The following is a 19,334-nucleotide window of genomic DNA, read 5'->3' on the forward strand; positions in this document are numbered from 1 at the left end:
CTGACGATTGCCTCTCCGGATGCTATGACGCTGAACGCGGCACCCGCCCCGCGAGCGGCGGCTGACCGGGCAAAGAACATCGCGCCGCAACAGTGACGGCGCTCAGGGAAGGAACGGCGCGACCATGACCATCTACACGGCACCCATTCGTGACATGCGCTTCATCATGGAAGAGCTGTGCGGTCTCGATGAGATTGCGAGCCTTCCCGGTCTCGAGGAAGCGACGCCCGACGTGGTNGGCGCCGTCCTCGAAGAAGCAGCGAAGGTCGCTGGCGAGGTCCTGGCGCCGATCAATCAGCAAGGCGACGTGCAGGGGTCGGTTTGGAGTGATGGCAAGGTAACGACGCCGGACGGCTGGAAAGACGCCTACGCCACGTTCATCGCCGGCGGCTGGAACGGCGCGGTCAATGAACCGGAGTGGGGCGGCATGGGGCTACCGTGGCTGGTCAATGCCGCGGTGCAGGAGATGATTCATTCCGCCAACATGGCCTTCGCACTATGCCCGATGCTGACGCAAGGCGCGATCGAGGCGATCACCCTTAACGGCTCGGAAGAGCTGAAGCAGCGCTTCCTGCCGAAGATGGTCAGCGGCGAGTGGACGGGGACGATGAATCTGACCGAGCCGCAGGCCGGCTCGGATCTGAGCGCCGTTCGCAGCCGCGCCGAGCGCGCCGACGGCCACTACCTGATCTCCGGGCAGAAGATCTTCATCACCTACGGCGATCACGACCTCACCGACAACATCATCCACCTGGTGCTGGCCCGCTGCCCCGATGCGCCTCCGGGAGTGAAGGGCATCTCGCTGTTCGTGGTGCCGAAGTTCATCCTCGACGACAACGGCGCGCCGGGCGAGTTGAACGACGTCCAGTGCGTCTCGATCGAACACAAGCTCGGCATCCACGGCAGCCCGACGGCAGTGCTGTCGTTCGGCGACAAGGGCGGCGCCGTCGGCTACCTGGTCGGCGAGGAAAACCGCGGCCTCGAATACATGTTCGTGATGATGAACCTGGAGCGTCTCGTCGTCGGCATCCAGGGCCTCGGCATCTCCGAGCGCGCCTATCAGCAGGCGGTAAGCTACGCCCGCGAGCGGGTCCAGGGCCAGCCCGTCGGCACCAAGGGCGAGCGGCTGCCGATCATTCATCACCCGAACATCCGCCGCAAATTGCTGGCGATGCGCGCCGAAATCGAGGCGATGCGGGCGGTGGCTTTTGCCGCCGCACGGGCGAGCGATCTTTACGATCGCCATCCCGACGCCGCGGTGCAGGCGTTCAATAAGGCGCGGCTGGAGCTGCTGACCCCGATCGTCAAGGGCTGGTGCACCGAGCGCTCGGTTGAACTGACATCGATCGGCGTCCAGGTGCACGGCGGCATGGGCTACATCGAAGAAACCGGTGCCAGCCAGCACTTCCGCGACGCGCGGATCACGCCGATCTACGAAGGCACCACCGCCATTCAGGCCAATGACCTGGTCGGCCGCAAGATCATCCGCGACAAGGGCCAGACGGTCCGCGCTTTGCTCGACGAGATGCGTGGCCTCGAGAGCGCACTCGCGTCCAACCGCGACGACCAAGCCTCGGCAGCGGCGTTATCGGCAGCGCTGATGGCCGGTATCGCCGATGCCAGCAGCGTCGTCGACTGGCTGCTCGACGCGGCCGGGCGCGACCAGCGGCTGCCGTTGGTGGCGGCAAACTATGTCCTGCTGCTGTTTGGCACCCTGATCGGCGGCCACGAAATGGCGCGCGCCGCGCTGGCGGCCGGCCGGCGGCTGGCGGCGGGTGAGGGCGATCCGGCGTTCCTCACCGCCAAGATCACCACCGCGCGCTACTACGCTGAGCACGTGATGCCGCGCATTGCCGGCTTCACCCGCGCCATCATCGACGGCTCGGCAACGGTGCTTGCGCTCGATACCGAACTTCTCTGATCGCCGGCGCGTCGCCGCCGCGGCGGCAGCACACCGGCGAGAGTGACTTCAACGGGCCCGGCGCGTCGGCGTGGGCCCACGCAGCGCCGCAGGCGCGGCAAGAGTGGAGATTGTTGAAATGCCTGATGACCTAGTGGTTGTGGACCGGCAGACCGAGGCTGATCCGGCGCCGGCGGAAGCGGCGAAAGCCCGAGGCCCGGTACGGTTCGTGACCGCGGCGAGCTTGTTCGATGGCCACGATGCGTCGATCAACATCGTTCGCCGGGTGCTGCAGGGTGCCGGCGCCGAGGTGATCCATCTCGGGCATAACCGCTCGGTCGAGGAGATCGTCAACGCCGCGCTGCAGGAAGACGTCCACGGCATCGCCTTAAGTTCGTACCAGGGCGGTCACATGGAGTTCTTCAAGTACATGATCGACCTGCTGCGCGAGCGGGGCGGCGCGGAAATCCAGGTCTTCGGCGGCGGCGGCGGCGTCATCGTCGCCGAGGAGGTGGCCGAGCTGCACGCTTACGGCGTTGCCCGCATCTACACGCCGGAGGACGGCCGGCGGATGGGTCTGCAGGGGATGATCGACGATATGATCGCCCGCTGCAATTTCTCGCTCTCGGAGTCGGTGCCGACCGACTTCCATGCCCTTGCAGAAGGCAACCTCCGCGACCTGGCGAAGGTGATCACCGCGCTCGAAGACGGCGTCCTCGACGAGGCCGCCCGTGACCAGCTGCACGCTCTGGCGCACCGCCGTGGCGTCGTCCCGGTGATCGGTGTCACCGGCACCGGCGGTGCCGGCAAGTCTTCGCTCAACGATGAGTTGATCCGCCGCTTCCGTATGTATTCTGGCGAGCCGAAGATCGCGGTGATCGCCATCGATCCGTCGCGGCGCAAAACCGGCGGTGCCTTGCTCGGCGACCGCATCCGGATGAACGCCATCGACGCGGCCAATATCTACGTCCGCTCGCTCGCCACCCGCTCGCCCAACGCCGAAGTGCCGGAGGCGATGAAGGACATCATCACCGCCTGCAAGGCTGCCGGCTTCCAGCTGATCATCGTCGAGACGCCGGGTATCGGCCAGGGTGACGCCGGCATCGTGCCGTTCGTCGATCTGTCACTGTACGTGATGACGCCTGAGTTCGGTGCTGCCTCACAGCTCGAAAAAATCGACATGCTCGATTTCGCCGACATCGTCGCCATCAACAAGTTCGACCGGCAGGGGGCGCAGGACGCACTGCGCGATGTGGCGAAGCAAATTCAACGCAATCGCGAGGCGTTTACCACCCCGGTCGATACGATGCCGGTGTTCGGCACCATGTCGTCGCGGTTCAATGACTTAGGCGTGACCGCGCTCTACCAGGAGCTGATCCGCCAGTGCAACGACAAGAGCCTTGGCCGCTGGCAGAGCAGTGCGGCGGAGGTGACCGCCAAGCATGCCGAGCCGGGGGCGGGGATCGTCCCGGCGGCGCGGCGCAACTATCTGGCGGAGATCGCCGATACCGTCCGTGGCTATCATACCGCCGTCCGCGGCCAGGTGGCGATCGCCCGCAAGCGGCAGGCGCTGCGCCAGACCAAGGAGATGCTCGCCGCCGCGGGCCGCCCCGCCGCCGACGTGGAGGCGCTGCTGGACGACCAGAATGAGGCCCTTGATCCGCGCTGCCGCAAGCTGATCGACATGTGGCCAACCGTTGTCCAGGCCTACTCGGGCGACGAGTATGTGGTCCGGATGCGCGACAAAGAAACCCGCACCGCTCTGACCAGTCAGTCACTCTCCGGTACCCGCATTCCCAAGGTGGCGCTGCCGCGGTTCGAGGATGAAGGCGAAATCCTCAGGTGGCAGTTGAAGGAAAATGTCCCCGGTGCCTTCCCGTTCACCGCCGGGGTGTTCTCCTTCAAACGTGAGGGCGAGGATCCCACCCGGATGTTCGCCGGCGAAGGTGATCCGTTCCGCACCAACCGCCGTTTCAAGTTCCTGGCCAAGGACATGCCGGCGAAGCGGTTGTCCACTGCCTTCGATTCCGTGACCCTCTACGGCTTCGACCCCGACGAGCGGCCGGACATCTATGGCAAGGTGGGCAACTCCGGGGTGTCGATCGCCACGCTTGATGACCTGAAGACGCTCTACGACGGCTTCGAGCTGTGCGACCCGCAGACGTCGGTGTCGATGACGATCAACGGTCCGGCGCCGTCCATCCTGGCGATGTTCTTCAATGCCGCCATCGACCAGCAGATCTGTCGCTTCGAGGCGGAGAATGGCCGTCGTCCCACCGAGGATGAAGCGCTCAAGATTCGCGACTGGGTGATGAAAAACGTCCGCGGCACCGTGCAGGCTGACATCCTCAAGGAAGACCAGGGACAGAACACCTGCATCTTCTCCACCGAGTTTGCCCTGAAGATGATGGCGGATATCCAGGAGTATTTCGTCCACCACCAAGTGCGAAATTTCTATTCGGTGTCGATCTCCGGCTACCACATCGCCGAGGCTGGCGCCAACCCGATCAGCCAGTTGGCCTTTACTCTCGCCAACGGCTTCACCTACGTCGAGGCGTATCTGGCGCGCGGCATGCACATCGATGACTTCGCGCCCAACCTGTCGTTCTTCTTCTCCGCCGGCATGGAGCCGGAGTACGCGGTGATGGGCCGGGTCGCCCGGCGCATCTGGTCGACGGCGCTGCGGTTCAAGTACGGTGCCAACGAGCGCTCGCAGAAGCTCAAGTACCACACCCAGACCTCGGGCCGCTCGCTGCACGCCCAGGAGTACGCGTTCAACGACGTGCGCACGACGCTGCAGGCGCTGATCGCCACCTACGACAACACCAACAGCCTGCACACCAACGCCTACGACGAGGCGATCACCACGCCGACCGAGGAAAGCGTCCGCCGCGCCCTGGCGATCCAGATGATCATCAACCGTGAGTGGGGCCTCGCCAAGAACGAGAACCCCAATCAGGGCGCATTCATCATCGATGAGCTGACCGACTTGGTGGAAGAAGCGGTGCTGCAGGAGTTCGAGCGCATCTCGGCGCGTGGTGGGGTGCTGGGGGCGATGGAGACCGGCTATCAGCGCGGCAAGATCCAGGACGAGTCCCTCTACTACGAGCGGAAGAAGCACGACGGCTCGTACCCGATCATCGGCGTCAACACCTTCGTCAATCCCCAGGGGAGCGAACTACCGACACCGGAGCTGGCGCGTTCCACCGACGAGGAAAAGCAGGGTCAGCTCGCCCGGCTGGCGGCATTCCATGCGCGCAACGCGGATCAGGCCGAGGCGATGACGGCACGGCTGAAGGCGGTGGCGGTTGCCGGCGGTAACATCTTCGAGGTCCTGGTGGACGCGGTTCGCGTGCTTTCCCTCGGCCAGATCAGCCAAGCGCTGTTCGAGGTCGGCGGCAAATACCGCCGCAGCATGTGATGTGCGCCTGATGCCGCCGCCGGCGGCCGGGGTGCCGAGGCGCCCCGTTCGCCGGCGGAAGCCTTCGCTCAGAGGATGAAGTCGCCGGCAACCCACTGGCTCGGCAGCACGGTGCCGTCCTGGACCAGGATTTCGAAGTCGGCCACTTTGTCGCCGTTGATGTCACCCTGGACGAGGGTGTTGGTGCCGCTTGCCACCACATGCAGCTGACCGGCGACGCCGCTGAACGCCGCGGTGCCAATGAAGGTGAAGGCCTGGTTGCCGGCAACGAGCGTGCTGGCATCGATCAGCGACAGATCGATCTGATCGCCGGCGGCGGCGCCGACGCCGTCGAAGGCGACGATACTGTCATGGTTGACGCCCACGGCAGAGTCGGTTATCGCGGCGAAGACGAACTTGTCGGCCCCGGTGCCGCCACTAGGATGTCGGTGCCAGCGCCGCCGAGGAGGGTGTCGAGCCCGTCACCGCCGCTCAGGCTGTCATTCCCGGCACCCCCGTCGTGGGAGTCGTTGCCGATGCCGCCGGCGAGCGTATCGTTACCGGCCGCGCCGATCAGCGAGTCATTGCCGTTGCCGCCATCAAGGCTGTTGTTGAGGGCGTTGCCGGTGAGCGTGTCGTTGAACGCCGAGCCGACGACGTTTTCCACGTTGGCGAGGGTATCGATGCCGGCGCCGACGGTGTTCTGTGCCGTGGCGAGCGCCAGGTTGACCGTCACCCCGGTAGCGGAGGCGGCGTAGCTCACCGTATCGATGCCGCCCCCACCATCGATGGAGTCGTTGCCGGCCCCGCCGTCGAGGACATCGTTGCCAAGGCCACCGATGAGAGTGTCGTTGCCGACCGCGGCGCTGAGTGAATCATTGCCGCTGCCGCCATCGAGGCTGTTGTTGAGGGCGTTGCCGGTAAGCGTGTCGTTGAACGCCGAGCCGACGACGTTTTCCACGTTGGCGAGGGTATCGATGCCGGCGCCGACGGTGTTCTGAGCCGTGACGAGCGCCAGGTTGACCGTCACCGCCGCCAGCGCCGAGGCGTAGCTCGCGGTATCGATGCCACCACCGCCATCGATGGAGTCGCTGCCGGCGCCGCCGTCGAGGACATCGTTGCCGAGGCCACCGATGAGCGTGTCGTTGCCGGCCGCGGTGGACAGCGAATCATTGCCGCTGCCGCCATCGAAGCTGTTGTTGAGGGCGTTGCCGGTAAGCGTGTCGTTGAAGGTGGATCCCAGGATGTCTTCGATGTTGGCGAGGGTCTCGATGCCGCCGCCGCCAGTGTTTTGCGCCGTGGTCAGCGAGAGATTGACCGTTACCCCGGCGGCGGTTCCGGCGTAGCTCACCCGATCGATCCCGGCGCCGCCGTCGATGGAGTCGTTGCCGGCACCCCCGTGCAGGGAATCGTTGCCGATGCCGCCCGCCAGGGTGTCGTTGCCGTCGCCACCCCAGATCTGATCGTCACCGCCGCCACCATCGATGCTGTTGTTGTCGGCGCTGCCGGTGAAGATATCAGCGAAGGTCGAGCCGAGAAGGTTTTCGATCCCGACAAGGGTGTCGATGCCGCCGCCAACGGTGTTCTGCGCCACGGTGAGCGCCAGGTTGACCGTTACTCCGGCGGCGGTTCCAGCATAGCTCAGCGTATCGATCCCGGTACCGCCATCGATGGAGTCGTTGCCGGCACCCCCGTGGAGGAAATCGTTGCCGATGCCGCCCACCAGGGTGTCGTTGCCGTCGCCACCCCAGATCTGATCGTTACCGCCGCCGCCATCGATGCTGTTGTTGCCGGCACTGCCGGTGAACACGTCGTGGAAGGTGGATCCCAGGATGTTTTCAATGTTGATGAGGGTGTCGACGCCAGCACCGACAGTGTTCTGCGCCGTGGTGAGCGCCAGGTTGACCGTCACCCCGGCGGCGGTTCCGGCGTAGCTTACCTCTGTCAATCCCGATGCCGCCGTCGATGGAGTCGTTACCGGCACCCCCGTGCAGGGCATCGTTGCCGATGCCGCCCGCCAGGGTGTCGTTGCCGTCGCCACCCCAGATCTGATCGTCGCCGCTGCCGCCATCGATGCTGTTGTTGCCGGCACTCCCGGTGAGTACGTCGGCGAAGGCGGATCCCAGGATGTTTTCGATGTTGACGAGGGTATCGATGCCGGCACCGACGGTGTTCTGTGCCGTGGCGAGTGCCAGATTGATCGTCACCCCGGCGCCGGTTCCAGCATAGCTCACCGTATCGATGCCATCACCGCCGTCGATGGAGTCGTTGCCGGCACCGCCGTGCAGGGAATCATTGCCGGTGCCGCCGGCCAGGGTGTCGTTGCCGTCGCCGCCCCAGATCTGATCGTTACCGCCGCTGCCATCGATGCTGTTGTTGTCGGCACTGCCGGTCAGCAGATCGTTGAAGGTGGATCCCAGGATGTTTTCGATGTTGATGAGGGTATCGATGCCGGCGCCGACGGTATTCTGCGCTCCGGTTAGCGCCAGATTGACCGTCACCCCGGTGGTGGTTCCAGCATAGCTCACCGTATCGATCCCATCGCCGCCGTCGATAGAGTCGTTGCCGTCACCGCCGCGGAGAGTATCGCTGTCAGCGCCTCCGAGGATGGTATCGTTGCCAGTGCCGCCGATTAACAAGTCAGCCCCGTCACCCCCGGACAGGGCATCCACGCCGTCGCCGCCGTCTACCGTGTCGTTGCCGGTGCCACCGTCGATGCTGTCGTTGCCGATATTGCCGAGCAGAGTGTCGTTGCCGTCGCCGCCGCGGATGGTGTCGTCGTCGGCACCACCTGCAACCGTGTCGTCGCCGGCACCGCCGATCAGGAGTCGTTGCCGCCACTGCCGGCCAGCGCATCTGCGCCGTCGCCGCCGTCGACCGTATCGTTGCCTTCGTTGCCGTCGACGCTGTCGTTGCCGATATTGCCCAGCAAGCTGTCGTCGTTGCCATCACCTCCCTGGATGCTGTCGTTATCGGCTCCACCCGCCGCCGTGTCGTCGCCGGCGTCACCACTCAGCGAGTCATTCCCGCCGCTGCCGGCCAGCGCATCCGCGCCGTCGCCGCCGCCAACCGTATCGTTGCCTTCGTTGCCGTCGACGCTGTCGTTGCCGGCATCGCCTTGCAGGGTGTCGTTGCCGTCACCGCCCTGGATGCTATCGTTGCCGTCGCCGCCGGACACCGTGTCGTCACCAGCATCGCTGCTCAGGGAGTCATTGCCGCCACTGCCGGCCAGCGCATCCGCGCCGTCACCGCCGGACACGGTGTCGTCACCGGCATCGCCACTTACGGAGTCATTTCCGCCACTGCCGGCCAGTGCGTCCGCGCCGTCACTGCCGCTAACCGTGTCGTTGCCGTCACCACCGTCAATGCTGTCGTTGCCACCACTTCCGAGGAGTACATCACTCCCAGAACCGCCAGTGATGCAGTCATCTCCTAGGCTGCCGACGCTAATCGTATCATTGCCGGCTCCGCCCGTGATCGTCGCGCTCAAATTGTTGGCAGCGCCAATTATACTGTCATTGCCGTCACCGCCATCAATGCTATTGCCTTGGTATGAATTATTAATAGTTATCGTGTCGTTCCCATTGCCTCCACTTAACGTGTCATTATTCAATGTGCTTCCGACAATCCTATCATCGCCATCACCTCCGTAAACAATAATTGTACTATCACTGTACCTATCATATTGATTCGCTCCAATGGTGTCATTACCTAGCCCGCCGGTAATTGAGACAGTACCTTCGGAGTTAAATGCGATTTGGCCGCTTATGCTGTCGTTGCCATCGCCGCCGTCGATTACAACACTATTGACCCCGTACGAGACAACGATCGTATCGTTGCCGCCGCCACCTGTAATACCGAACGCACTGAAACTGCCGGTGCCATCGATGCTATCGTTGCCGTCATCACCTGAAATCGAGAAATTTTCGACGGCATAACCAAAGGCGCGAATGGTATCGTTGCCGCCGCCGCCGAAGATGGTGTCACTGCCGCCGTTACCATAGATGGAATCGTTACCATCCCCGCCGTCGACGATATCATCGCCCTCATTGCTATAGATCAGGTCGTTACCACCGCCACCTATGATACTATCATTTACAAGACTACCTTCGATCGTGTCGTTGCCGATGCCGCCGTCAATACTGGTGCTACCAAAGATCGAGTCATCGCCAGTACCGCCGACGATAGTGCCGTTGCCGCCGTTGATCGTGTCGTTACCGCTTCCACAGTCGATACTATTGTTGCCGATGTCGGCATAGACTTCGTCGTCGCCGCCACCACCCAGGATGGTGTTGTTGCCGGTGCCCCCATCGATGGTGTCGTTACCATCGCCGCCGTCGATGCTGTCGTTGCCCGTCCCACCGATGAGCGAGTCGCCGGCACCGAGGCCGACGACCGTGTCATTGCCGGCAAGAGCGTCGATGGTGTCCGACCCCGCGGTCCCCGTGAGCGAGTCGTCCCCAGTTGTCGGGCCTGTACCGACAAGGCCGATGAAGTCGGCCTGGGTAAGCGTTGCGAGGGTGGCGCCGGTGACGGTGATGGCGTTGCTGCCGATCGTCAGCAGCACGCCGCCGCTGACCGCGGTCTTGCCGATGGCGTTCCACGAGGTGTTGAAGGCACTCAGGTCGATGAGGTCCTGGCCATCGGTGAAGTCGTCGATGACGTCGGCACCGTCGCCGCTGTGGAAGACGAAGACGTCGTTGCCGTTACCGCCCTGCAACTCGTCGTTGCCGGTGCCGCCATCGACCGTGTCGTTGCCGACGGCACCGATCACCGTATCCACGCCGTCGTCACCGGTCATCGAGTCGGCGCCATCGCCGCCAAATACAATGTCGTTTCCCGAACCGCCGCTAATCGTCTCGTCGCCAGCCGTGCCGATGATACTGTCGTTGCCGAGACCGCCGACGATCGAGGCGATCCGGCCGCCGGTAACGACGCTGTTGAAAAATCGAGGCTGTCCGAACCCGAGGAGCCCTGGACGGTCACCGGAGCAAGGCCCGCGGCGACCTCCCAGGCATCCACGTTGGCGATAAGACGGACACCGCTCAGCACTGCGACATTAATGAGCCCGGTGTCGCTGCCAAGACCTCCGTCGATGGAAATCGCGTTGCCATCGATAATAAGCCGATCATTGCCGGCTCCCGCGTCGAGAACGTCGCCATCTCCCCCGCGGAGGGTCTCGTTTCCATTGCCTCCATAGAGCGAGTCAGCGCCGTCACCCCCATCAATGGAAGTATTTCCAAGATAACTGTAAAGATAGTCGTTGCCTTCACCTCCATATATAGTGCTTCCTCCGTAATATGATGCCGATATTGTGTCATTACCTGCACCTCCATCAAGGCTGTCGCTTCCTTTACTATTTGAATTATTAATGACGTCGTTTCCGGCGCCGCCACTAAGTGTATCATCATCATAGCTATAATTATTGCTTTCAATTGTATCGTTGCCATCGCCGCCGGACAGCGAGTCGTTACCTGTATTGTTGATGAGCAGATCGTTTCCCGTTCCACCAAGCAAGGTGTCGTCGCTACTGCCGCCGTCGAGGGTATCGTTGCCACCGCCGCCGTCGAGGGAATCGGCGCCGCTGCCGGGGAAGCTGCCGGCGGGCGAGCGGTTCACCGTCGGTGAGACAGAGTCTGGGCTGATGACTTCGTTGAAGGTCGTGCCGGTGAACGTCGCCATGGTCTTGTCCCTCCATTGTAATTGGGAGGGCAGCGGCAACCGTCACCTCCCCCAAAGGTGTTATGAATGGGACTTTAAACCAGGTGTCGAACAGGTTCAACGGTCGGTTGTCATTACAGTGCCGCGTTGGCCTATGCTCAGCGGGATGCGGCGATCATGGCGTCGGCGGCTCTGCGCGCCGCCTGATGCCGGCGGCGGCAGAGGGCCGGGGAGGCTGACGGGGTCAGAGGATGAAGTCGCCGGCGACCCACTGGCTCGGCAGCACGGCGCCGTCCTGCACCAGGATCTCGAAGTCGGCCACTTTGTCGCCGTTGATGTCGCCCTGGACGAGGGTGTTGGTGCCGCTTGCCACCACATGCAGCTGACCGGCGACGCCGCTGAACGCCGCGGTGCCAATGAAGGTGAAGGCCTGGTTGCCGGCAACGAGCGTGCTGGCATCGATCAGCGACAGATCGATCTGATCGCCGGCGGCGGCGCCGACGCCATCAAAGGCGACGATGCTGTCATGATTGACGCCGAGGCCCGAGTCGGCCACGGCGGCGAAGACGAACTTGTCGGCGCCAGCGCCGCCGCTCAGGATGTCGGCGCCAGCGCCGCCGTTGAGGCTGTCGTTCCCGGCCAGTCCGGCCAGCGAGTCGCTACCGCCGTTACCGCTGAGGCTGTTGTTGCCGGCACCGCCGCTGAGCGTGTCGTTGTAGGCCGAGCCGGCAAGGTTCTCGATGCCGACCAGGGTGTCGATGCCGGCGCCCTGCGTATTCTGCGCCGTGGTCAACGTCAGGTTGACACTGACCGCCGCCGCTGCCGCGGCGTAGTTGGCGATGTCGCTGCCGTCGCCGCCGTCGATGGAGTCGTTGCCGAGGCCGCCATCGAGGGTGTCGTTGCCAAGGCCGCCAATGAGGGTATCGGCACCGCCGGCAGCGGCGAGCCAATCGTTACCGTTGCCGCCGCTGAGATTGTTGGCCAGCGCGTTGCCGCTTACCGTGTCGTTGTAGGCGGAGCCGAGGAGATTCTCGATGCCGGTGAGGGTGTCGATGCCGCCACCCAGCGTATTCTGCGCCGTGGTGAGCGCCAGCTTGACCGATACCGCCGCCGTCGCCCCGTTGTAGCTCACCGTGTCGATGCCAGCACCGCCGTCGATGGAGTCGTCGCCGGCGCCACCGCTGATCGTGTCGTTGCCGGCGCCGGCAACAATCGTCGCGTCCGCTCCGTTGATGCTGGCGAGGATACTGTCGTTGCCGTCGTCGCCCGAGAGATAGACGCCGGACCCATCGCCGCCGGAGGAGCCGGTGACGGTGAGCGTATCGTCGCCAGATCCGCCGTACACGACAACCGTGTGCGCATCGATGCCGAGAGACAGGTTGATGCGGTCGCTGCCATATCCGCCCTGAATCGAAATATTATCGGAGTACGAGCCGCTATTACTATAGTTTATTATGTCGTTGCCGTCACCGCCATCGATACTGACGAGTGCCTTCCAATTATCAATGGTTATCGTATCATTTCCGGCAGCTGCAGATAATGTTTCATCGCCAGATCTACTGCCGATGATGCTATCATCTCCCTCGCCTCCATAAACAATGATGCTATTATTTCCATACTTCGTGCATTGTGCTGCATCGATTGTATCATTCCCCAGGCCGCCATTAATCGACACGTTGCCCTCGGAATAACACCATAAGCCGCCCCTTATGCTGTCGTTGCCATCACCGCCATCGACATTCAGATGAGTCCAGGCCGACTGAGCGATGATCGTGTCATTACCGCTGCCGCCGCCGGCGATGTCGAAATCACCGTAGTTCCCGGAAATGCTGTCGTTGCCGTCATCGCCCGAGATGGAAAACGATCCGTCGGCATAGGATGCCGTGTGGATGGTGTCGTCACCGGTTCCGCCGAAGACGGTATCATTCCCGCCGCCGCTGTCGATGGAATCGTTACCGCCACGGCCGTCGATGGAATCGTCACCGTCGCCGGGACGGCTGCCAGGAGGGGAGGCAGTGACACCGGCGGAAACGGTGTCGGGGGAAATGATTTCGTTGGAATCTGTGCCGATAAAGGTCGCCATGGCCCCACCCTTTTTATGGCTTTTAAGGAAGGCACGAGCGACAGTCAGCGTGTCTTCCCCCAAAACAGTTAATATATAGGATTTTAAAACAAATAGTTGGATGAATCAACTCAAACGATTCCCCAAACGAAGCAATCACTCCGGCGGGTAAGTAGCCGCAAGCAAAGCATGGTTAATATAGGGCTGAAATGCCCCGTATGGGGGTGGTAACTTCACGCGCGCTGCTGCCGCTGCCCCACGCGTGCGTGGCGCCAATCAGTGGAGCGATCGATGGGGACAGGCAGTGGACAGGCGAGCCCGTTGGCTTGCTTAGCTGCCGTCCACGTAGGGGTTGCGCGAGCCGCGCAGCGTCAGTCGCAGTGGGATGCCGTCGAGGTCGAAGGCTTCGCGCAGGCCGTTGGCCAAATAGCGGATGTAGCTCTCCGGGATCGCCGCCGGGCGGTTGGCGAACAAGACGAAGGTGGGCGGCCGGCTGCGGGTCTGGGTGACGTAGCGCAGCCGCAGCCGCCGGCCTTCCACCGCCGGGGGCGGGTGGCGCTCCAGCATGACTGCCAGCCAGCGGTTGAGCGGCGAAGTGGCGATCTGGCTGTTCCAGACGTCGTAGACGGCGACCGCCGCCGGCAGCAGCCGCTCTACGCCCCTGCCGGTCAGCGCCGACAGCGGGACGAGACGCAGCCCGCGTAGCTGCGGCAGCGACGCTTCCGCCTGTTCGAGCAGGTGGCGGCGGATCGCATCCTTGTCCGCCACCAGATCCCACTTGTTGGCGACGAGCAGCGGCGCCCGGCCTTCCTCGGCGATCATCCGGGCGATGGTCAGATCCTGCTTCTCGATCCCCTGCACTGCATCCACCACCACGGCGACCACGTGGGCGAAGCGGATGGCGCGCAGCGTATCCTGTACCGAGAGTTCTTCCAGCGCATCGTTGATTCGGGCGCGGCGGCGCAGCCCGGCGGTATCGATCAGCCGCAGGCGGCGGCCGTCGTGCAGCCAGTCGATGCTGATCGCATCGCGGGTGATGCCGGCTTCGGGACCGGTCACCAGCCGCTCGTCACCGATCAGCCGGTTGACCAGGGTCGATTTTCCCACGTTAGGGCGGCCCACCACCGCCAGCTGCAGCGGCGCTCCTGCATCGCCGGCGTCCGTCACCCCGTTTGTACCCTCCACATCGCTCCCGCTATCGTCCGCGGGCACGTCCGCCACCGGTTCGCGGTCGGCGATTTCGCGCAGGGCGTCGTAGAGGTCGCCCATCCCCTCGCCGTGCGCCGCGGAGAAGGGGATCGGCTCGCCCAGGCCAAGGCGGAAGGCTTCGAGCAGCCCCGGTTGCCCGGCACGCCCCTCGCATTTGTTTGCGATCAAAATGACCGGTACGGCGCTGCGCCGCAGCACTGCTGCCAGCACCTCGTCGATGGGCGTCAGGCCGGCACGCGCATCGATCAGGAACAGGGCGACGTCGGCGGCGCCAACTGCCCGCTCGGTCTGCTGCTGGATGCGGCTGGCCAGCTCGCCGTCGCGGGCATCCTCGAAGCCGGCGGTATCGACGATGCGGAACTCCAGATCGGCGACGCGGGCGTTGCCCTCGCGGCGATCGCGGGTGACGCCGGGGGTGTCGCTGACGATGGCGAGCCGCTTGCCGACGAGGCGGTTGAAGAAGGTGGACTTGCCGACGTTCGGCCGTCCGATGATGGCAGCGGTAAAGCTCATGATACGAGGCGACCGGGCGGCGGCTACTGGTAGGCGCTGATGTTGCCGTCATCAGTCACGATGAACAGCCGGCCACCGGCGACGATTGGGGGCGTGCTGGAAGCGTCGCTCAGCTCCTGCGTGGTCTGGATCCGGCCGTCATAGGGCGAGACGGTCACCGCCTTGCCGTTGGTTCCCACCGCAATCAACCGTTCGCCGGCGAGAATCGGGCCGGTCCACAGGACCGGATGCTTTTTTGCCTTCTCATCTTTGAAGCGGGGCAGCGAGGTAACCCAGTAGACGCGGCCGTTATCGGCGGAGATGCAGGTAAGGTCCTGGGTGTTGGTGATGACGAACAGGTAGCGGCCGGCAATCCAGGGGGTGGATAGGCCGCCGATGTCACGGTCCCACAACCGCTGCCCGGACCGCAGGTCGATCGCGGCGAGCATGCCGCCCTGACTCATGGCGTAGACACGGCCACGATCAATGATCGGCAGGGCGCGGATCTGCGACAGGCTGGCAATCTCGTCGGTCTTGCGGGTGCTTGCCAGTGAATCCGACCAGACGACGCGGCCGGTATCGGAGCGCAGAGCAAACAGTTCGCCGGAGGAGAAGGGGGCAACCACCGCTTCGCCGGCGACTGCGGGACCGGCGCCACCGAGGATGCGCGCGAGATCGGACATGGTCCGGTGCGGCGGCCATTCCGTGGTGCCGTCGTCGCTCTTCAGCGCATGCAGGTTGTTCTCGACGGTGATGACGAAGACGCGACCGTCGGCCACCACCGGCGGCGCGTGGATCGGCGATTCCACCGTGCGCCGCCAGATCACCTTGCCGGTACGCGCATCGAGGGCGAACACCTTGGCGAAGCCGGTGGTGACGAACAACCGGCCGCTATCGTAGGCAAGGCCGCCCGACATGGCATCGTCGTCGTCTTCGTGGTCAGTCAGGTCGCGGTCCCAGACTTTGTTGCCGCTGGCCACATCGAAGGCACGCACCTCGTTACGGGAATCAACGGTGTAGACGCGGCCTTCGGCAACCACCGGGGGCGGCAGCAAAGGACGCTCGCTCTCCGTGCCGGCGCCGATACTGGACTGCCAGAGAAGCTTCGGCTGTGCCGCAAAGGCCAAGTGCTGCATCGCGTGATCGGGCGAGCCGCCGGCCTGCGGCCAGTCGACGTTGGCAACCGCGCGCGGCAGAATGATCTCGTCTGCGCGGGCGGCGGCGTCCGGGGTGAGTGTCTTCTGGTGCTGGAGGACGGAAACCCGAGTGCCTGGCAAGGGGGCGTCCGTCTTGCCGAACCATGAGTCGCAGCCACTGAGTGCGACGCTCGCAAGGGTCAGACAGAGCGGGATCGCGGCGAGGTGCCGCCAGTGAGTATGCCGCATGAACGCACGCCCTTCCGTCAACTTTGGCCGGTTTGGGTTAGTAGCATCCGCGCGCGACTGCGGATCCCGGCGGGGGTGGCCTGATCGGCGATCAGGGCATTGGCAAGGCGCTCGGCTTCGGGCTTGTTGCCGGCGGCAANGGCCATCTGTGCCTGCAATTCGCGGGCGGAAAAGCGCCACGGATTGGCGTCACCGGCGAGGCGGAGGAGGCGGGGGTTGATCTCGTCGGCATTGATCTCGCTGGCAGGAGCCTGCAAAGACACCAGCACGTCGAGCAGCGTTGCCAGGTCGCGGTAAGCCGGCTCGGGCGCCTCAGTCTCCAGTTGCCGAAAGATGGCGAGCGCACCGGCGCGGTCGCCCTGCCCAGTCATGAGAGCTGCGGCCTGCAGGCGCGCCAGCAGCGCATATCCCTTCGGGCCGCTGCCAGCCAGCGACTGGAACGCGGCGAGGGCGGCCGCAGGGTCCTTGGCGCTCAAGGCACTCGCGTTGGCGAACTGCAGGGAGGCCTTGGCCAGCTCTTCCTGCCGATAATGCTGCCAGATCTGAGTGCCGGCGACGGCGAGGAGAATTCCGGCAATGGCACTGATCACCAGCCACTGATAGCGCTTCCACAAGCGCTGCCATTGATCGCGTCGCAGGTCTTCGTCGATCTCGCGAAACAGCGGTTCTTCCAGGAGTTCGTCTTTCGCCATCTTATTCCGTCCAGACTGAGCCGTCGGTCGCACCGAACCGGCGCGTGACGCGGGAATGGTCATGTCGCTGTCCGGGATCGCCGCCGATCACGGCGCTTCCGCGCGCCAGTTGCCGATCATGGAGCATCGTCGCGCCACTTGATTGAACAGCCGATGCTAGGCGTTTGCGTCACCGGGCCGCGTCCGGTAACGGCGACCAGCCGCATCGCTTCGAACAGTTCGCGTGGCGCGCCGGCCACTGGCTGCATCCGCGAGGCGTCGAGCCGGCCACGATACTGCAGATCAAGATGGGAGCCGTAGCCGAAGAAATCCGGAGTGCAGACGGCACCGTAAGCGCGCGCCACCACCTGCGTTTCGTCGATGAGGTAGGGAAAGGCAAGCGCGTGTGCGGCGGCAAACTCGCGCATCCGCGCTGGCGCGTCGTCGGGATAGCGGCTGTAGTCGTTGGCCATGATTGCGACGCTGCCAATGCCATATGCTGTCAGTTCTCGGGCGTCACGGACGATCCGGTCGATCACTGCCCGGACGTAGGGACAGTGATTGCAAATGAACATGACCAAGGTGCCCTTGACGCCACGAACGCTGGCGAGGGTATGGATGCGGCCTTCGGCGTCAGCCAGCCGGAAGTCAGGGGCCTGTACCCCAAACTCGCAGACCGGCGTTTCCAGCGCGGCCATTCCTTGCCTCCTCGTTTTCGCGATACGGCCGCCGTCGGCGACGGTTGCAGGCCGCAAAACCCCGTGTTAGCCGAAAGAGGGCCAGTTAAGCAACCGCGGCGCGGGCGCAACCAATACCGGGTGTTGGCTGCGGCCACCACCCTACCCCGGCGCTAAGGACTTGGCGGCTAGACTGCCAAGACCGAGTTAACCCTGCTGCAGCGAAAGCGTCCAGTTCATGCTGGCTCTCCGGGCGATCCTTGTCCTTCTTTTAATGTTGCTCACCGGCTGCGTGTGCCCCTGTTCGGCATTGCGGCGGCGCCGGTGGGTGCTATCGGCACCACGGTCGTGTCGGGGAAAACACCCATCGATCACGTTCTCTCGCTCGTCTCCGGCAAGGATTGTTCCTTGCGTCGCCATCGCCAGGGGCTGACCTATTGTCTTGAGGACGAGCCACCGCCGCCAGACGGCATTGTCTGTTACCGCAGCTTGGGCGACGTGGCTTGCTACGATCGCCCCAATCCCTTCAGCAGCCGGCAGCGGGCAGTGGTCGAGGATCCGGGGGTGGCGGTACTGGTTCCCTTTGTCACCGGCCAGCCAATACCGCCGCCGCTCCTCCCGGGGAGACGACAGGACACCGCCACCACCGATGGTCGCGAAGATGGAGTGGTGCCTGTGGCAAGCCCACCGGCTCCTGCCGGCAGCTCGGATTGAGGCGGGTGGACGGGGCAATTTACCGGGCGATCGGCAAAGGCCGGCGGGGACTGCGGTCAAGGCACGATTGGTGCATTGAGGCCGTCGCGGAGGCCGCGGGATCGGGAGAGGCCCTGGTTGCCGCCGTTGGCCGTGGCGTTGCGCCATGTTCCCAGTGCCTCATTCAGCCGCTCGAACGCCACGTCGTCGGCGGGAATACCGAAACGCAGTCGCTGCGGTTGGTCGTGAAAGCGGCGGACCAGGATGGCGGCGCGGACCAGATGCTCGAACAGTTCGGCCGCCCGGCGAGCTTCTACCAGACGGAACAGACTCGTGCCGCCGGCGATGGCAAGACCGGCACGGACGAGAATGCCGTCGAGCCGGGCCGCCGCTGCCTTGAGGCGCACCCGCGTCGATTGCGACCAACCTTCGTCGGCAAGCGCCACCGCACCCACGACGGCCGCCGGCCCGCTAACCGGCCACGGGCCGAAGGCTTGGCGTAGTTGCGATGCGATCGGCTCCGAGGTGAGGCAGAAGCCAAGCCGCATGCCGGCGAGACCGAAGAACTTGCCCATCGATCGAAGCACCAGCAGATTGGTTCGGCCCACAGCCGCGGCGACGCTGATGTCCGGCACCAGATCCGCGTACGCCTCATCGACCACCAGCAGCCGCGATTTGGCGACGACGAGTAATCGCTCGGGGTCGATCGTCCGACCGTCGGGGTTATTCGGATTGACGACGACGACGACGTCGGCGTCGGCCGGGATCTGCTCCAGGGAGGTTACTTCGCTGACCTGACAGTCGGCCCAGGCCCAACTGGCCGTATGGTCGCGATAGGTGGGACCGAGAACCGCCACCCGCGTCGCTGGAATCAGCCGCGGCAGCCACTGGATGGCTGCCTGCGAACCGGAACAGGGGATCACGTACGCCGGATCGGCGACGCCGTAGCGCGTGGCGGCGGCTTCGCGCAGCCAAGCATCGACTCCACTGTCGGGGAGGCGGTGCCAGTACTCGCGCGCCAGATCGGGGATAGGGAAGGCGACCGGATTAATCCCGGTGGACAGGTCGATCCAGTGTTCGCGCGGCGTCTGATAGGCCTCGGCGAAGGCATCGACTTCGCCACCGTGAATCTCCTGATGCGTCACGCCAACTCCCGATTGATCCTCGCGCTTGCGGCGCAATCT

Annotated in this window: 14 protein-coding genes and 1 pseudogene; 3 read left to right on the top strand and 12 right to left on the bottom strand. The window is 64.3% G+C overall.

What is annotated here, in order from left to right:
* Positions 1 to 166: 166 nt before the first annotated feature.
* Together HQ394_RS11930 and icmF are read left to right on the top strand one after the other, a co-directional pair.
* A complete protein-coding gene (locus HQ394_RS11930) occupies positions 167 to 1,921 on the top strand; it encodes an acyl-CoA dehydrogenase (RefSeq protein WP_456151599.1) in 1,755 nt (584 codons plus the stop codon).
* 118 nt (positions 1,922 to 2,039) lie between these two features.
* Positions 2,040 to 5,321, top strand: a complete 3,282-nt coding sequence (gene icmF, locus HQ394_RS11935) for a fused isobutyryl-CoA mutase/GTPase IcmF (RefSeq protein ID WP_190260437.1) — start codon at positions 2,040 to 2,042, stop codon at positions 5,319 to 5,321.
* A 68-nt stretch (positions 5,322 to 5,389) separates the two neighbouring features.
* Here the strand turns inward: icmF and HQ394_RS11940 are convergent, their stop codons facing one another.
* The 11 genes and pseudogenes from HQ394_RS11940 to HQ394_RS11985 all read right to left on the bottom strand — a co-directional run bounded on the left by HQ394_RS11940 (position 5,390) and on the right by HQ394_RS11985 (position 17,478).
* Positions 5,390 to 5,686 carry a hypothetical protein gene (locus HQ394_RS11940; RefSeq protein ID WP_190260438.1) on the bottom strand — a complete coding sequence of 99 codons (297 nt, stop codon included), beginning with the start codon at positions 5,684 to 5,686 and terminating at the stop codon, positions 5,390 to 5,392.
* Positions 5,687 to 5,697: 11 nt separating this feature from the next.
* On the bottom strand, positions 5,698 to 7,248 hold the full coding sequence (locus HQ394_RS11945) for a beta strand repeat-containing protein (RefSeq protein ID WP_190260439.1): 1,551 nt from the start codon (positions 7,246 to 7,248) through the stop codon (positions 5,698 to 5,700).
* Positions 7,139 to 7,972 carry a calcium-binding protein gene (locus HQ394_RS11950; protein WP_190260440.1) on the bottom strand — a complete coding sequence of 278 codons (834 nt, stop codon included), beginning with the start codon at positions 7,970 to 7,972 and terminating at the stop codon, positions 7,139 to 7,141. Before HQ394_RS11950 ends, HQ394_RS11945 begins: the two co-directional genes overlap by 110 nt.
* 9 nt (positions 7,973 to 7,981) lie before the next feature.
* Positions 7,982 to 8,125, bottom strand: a pseudogene (locus HQ394_RS20515) (calcium-binding protein); the annotation flags it as partial.
* Positions 8,122 to 10,209 (bottom strand): beta strand repeat-containing protein, encoded by a 2,088-nt coding sequence (locus tag HQ394_RS11955; RefSeq protein WP_407644743.1) that lies wholly within the window; start codon positions 10,207 to 10,209, stop codon positions 8,122 to 8,124. The gene HQ394_RS11955 and the pseudogene HQ394_RS20515, both read right to left, overlap by 4 nt.
* A complete protein-coding gene (locus HQ394_RS11960) occupies positions 10,098 to 10,982 on the bottom strand; it encodes a calcium-binding protein (protein ID WP_190260442.1) in 885 nt (294 codons plus the stop codon). The genes HQ394_RS11955 and HQ394_RS11960 overlap by 112 nt, the downstream gene beginning before the upstream one ends.
* Before the next feature lie 223 nt (positions 10,983 to 11,205).
* Entirely contained in the window at positions 11,206 to 13,044 is a 1,839-nt protein-coding gene (locus tag HQ394_RS11965; protein ID WP_190260443.1) for a beta strand repeat-containing protein, read from the bottom strand.
* A gap of 309 nt (positions 13,045 to 13,353) precedes the next feature.
* Positions 13,354 to 14,745 carry a ribosome biogenesis GTPase Der gene (gene der / locus HQ394_RS11970; protein ID WP_190260444.1) on the bottom strand — a complete coding sequence of 464 codons (1,392 nt, stop codon included), beginning with the start codon at positions 14,743 to 14,745 and terminating at the stop codon, positions 13,354 to 13,356.
* Between the two features lie 23 nt (positions 14,746 to 14,768).
* Positions 14,769 to 16,109 carry an outer membrane protein assembly factor BamB family protein gene (locus tag HQ394_RS11975; protein ID WP_190260445.1) on the bottom strand — a complete coding sequence of 447 codons (1,341 nt, stop codon included), beginning with the start codon at positions 16,107 to 16,109 and terminating at the stop codon, positions 14,769 to 14,771.
* Positions 16,110 to 16,126: 17 nt separating this feature from the next.
* Positions 16,127 to 16,864 (bottom strand): tetratricopeptide repeat protein, encoded by a 738-nt coding sequence (locus tag HQ394_RS11980; RefSeq protein WP_456151420.1) that lies wholly within the window; start codon positions 16,862 to 16,864, stop codon positions 16,127 to 16,129.
* 53 nt (positions 16,865 to 16,917) lie between these two features.
* Positions 16,918 to 17,478, bottom strand: coding sequence for a thioredoxin family protein (locus tag HQ394_RS11985; RefSeq protein WP_190260447.1), 561 nt, complete (start codon positions 17,476 to 17,478; stop codon positions 16,918 to 16,920).
* Positions 17,479 to 17,751: 273 nt separating this feature from the next.
* Between HQ394_RS11985 and HQ394_RS11990 the strand changes: the two genes are divergently transcribed.
* Complete coding sequence (locus HQ394_RS11990) at positions 17,752 to 18,171, top strand: hypothetical protein (RefSeq protein WP_223291545.1); 420 nt, start codon at positions 17,752 to 17,754, stop codon at positions 18,169 to 18,171.
* Between the two features lie 56 nt (positions 18,172 to 18,227).
* Here HQ394_RS11990 and cobD read toward each other — a convergent pair whose 3' ends face one another.
* Positions 18,228 to 19,295: a threonine-phosphate decarboxylase CobD gene (gene cobD / locus HQ394_RS11995; protein WP_223291546.1), complete on the bottom strand. Its 1,068-nt coding sequence runs from the start codon at positions 19,293 to 19,295 to the stop codon at positions 18,228 to 18,230.
* Positions 19,296 to 19,334: the final 39 nt, after the last annotated feature.

It is taken from the genome of Defluviicoccus vanus, assembly GCF_014672695.1.
In the GTDB taxonomy this organism is placed as follows: domain Bacteria; phylum Pseudomonadota; class Alphaproteobacteria; order Rhodospirillales; family Defluviicoccaceae; genus Defluviicoccus; species Defluviicoccus vanus.

Excerpts from the sequence above, each read along its gene's own strand:
- icmF (WP_190260437.1), top strand. The coding sequence starts at position 2,040 with ATGCCTGATGACCTAGTGGTTGTGGACCGGCAGACCGAGGCTGATCCG.
- HQ394_RS11960 (WP_190260442.1), bottom strand. The coding sequence starts at position 10,982 with ATGGCGACGTTCACCGGCACGACCTTCAACGAAGTCATCAGCCCAGAC.
- HQ394_RS11965 (WP_190260443.1), bottom strand. The coding sequence starts at position 13,044 with ATGGCGACCTTTATCGGCACAGATTCCAACGAAATCATTTCCCCCGAC.
- der (WP_190260444.1), bottom strand. The coding sequence starts at position 14,745 with ATGAGCTTTACCGCTGCCATCATCGGACGGCCGAACGTCGGCAAGTCC.
- HQ394_RS11975 (WP_190260445.1), bottom strand. The coding sequence starts at position 16,109 with ATGCGGCATACTCACTGGCGGCACCTCGCCGCGATCCCGCTCTGTCTG.
- HQ394_RS11985 (WP_190260447.1), bottom strand. The coding sequence starts at position 17,478 with ATGGCCGCGCTGGAAACGCCGGTCTGCGAGTTTGGGGTACAGGCCCCT.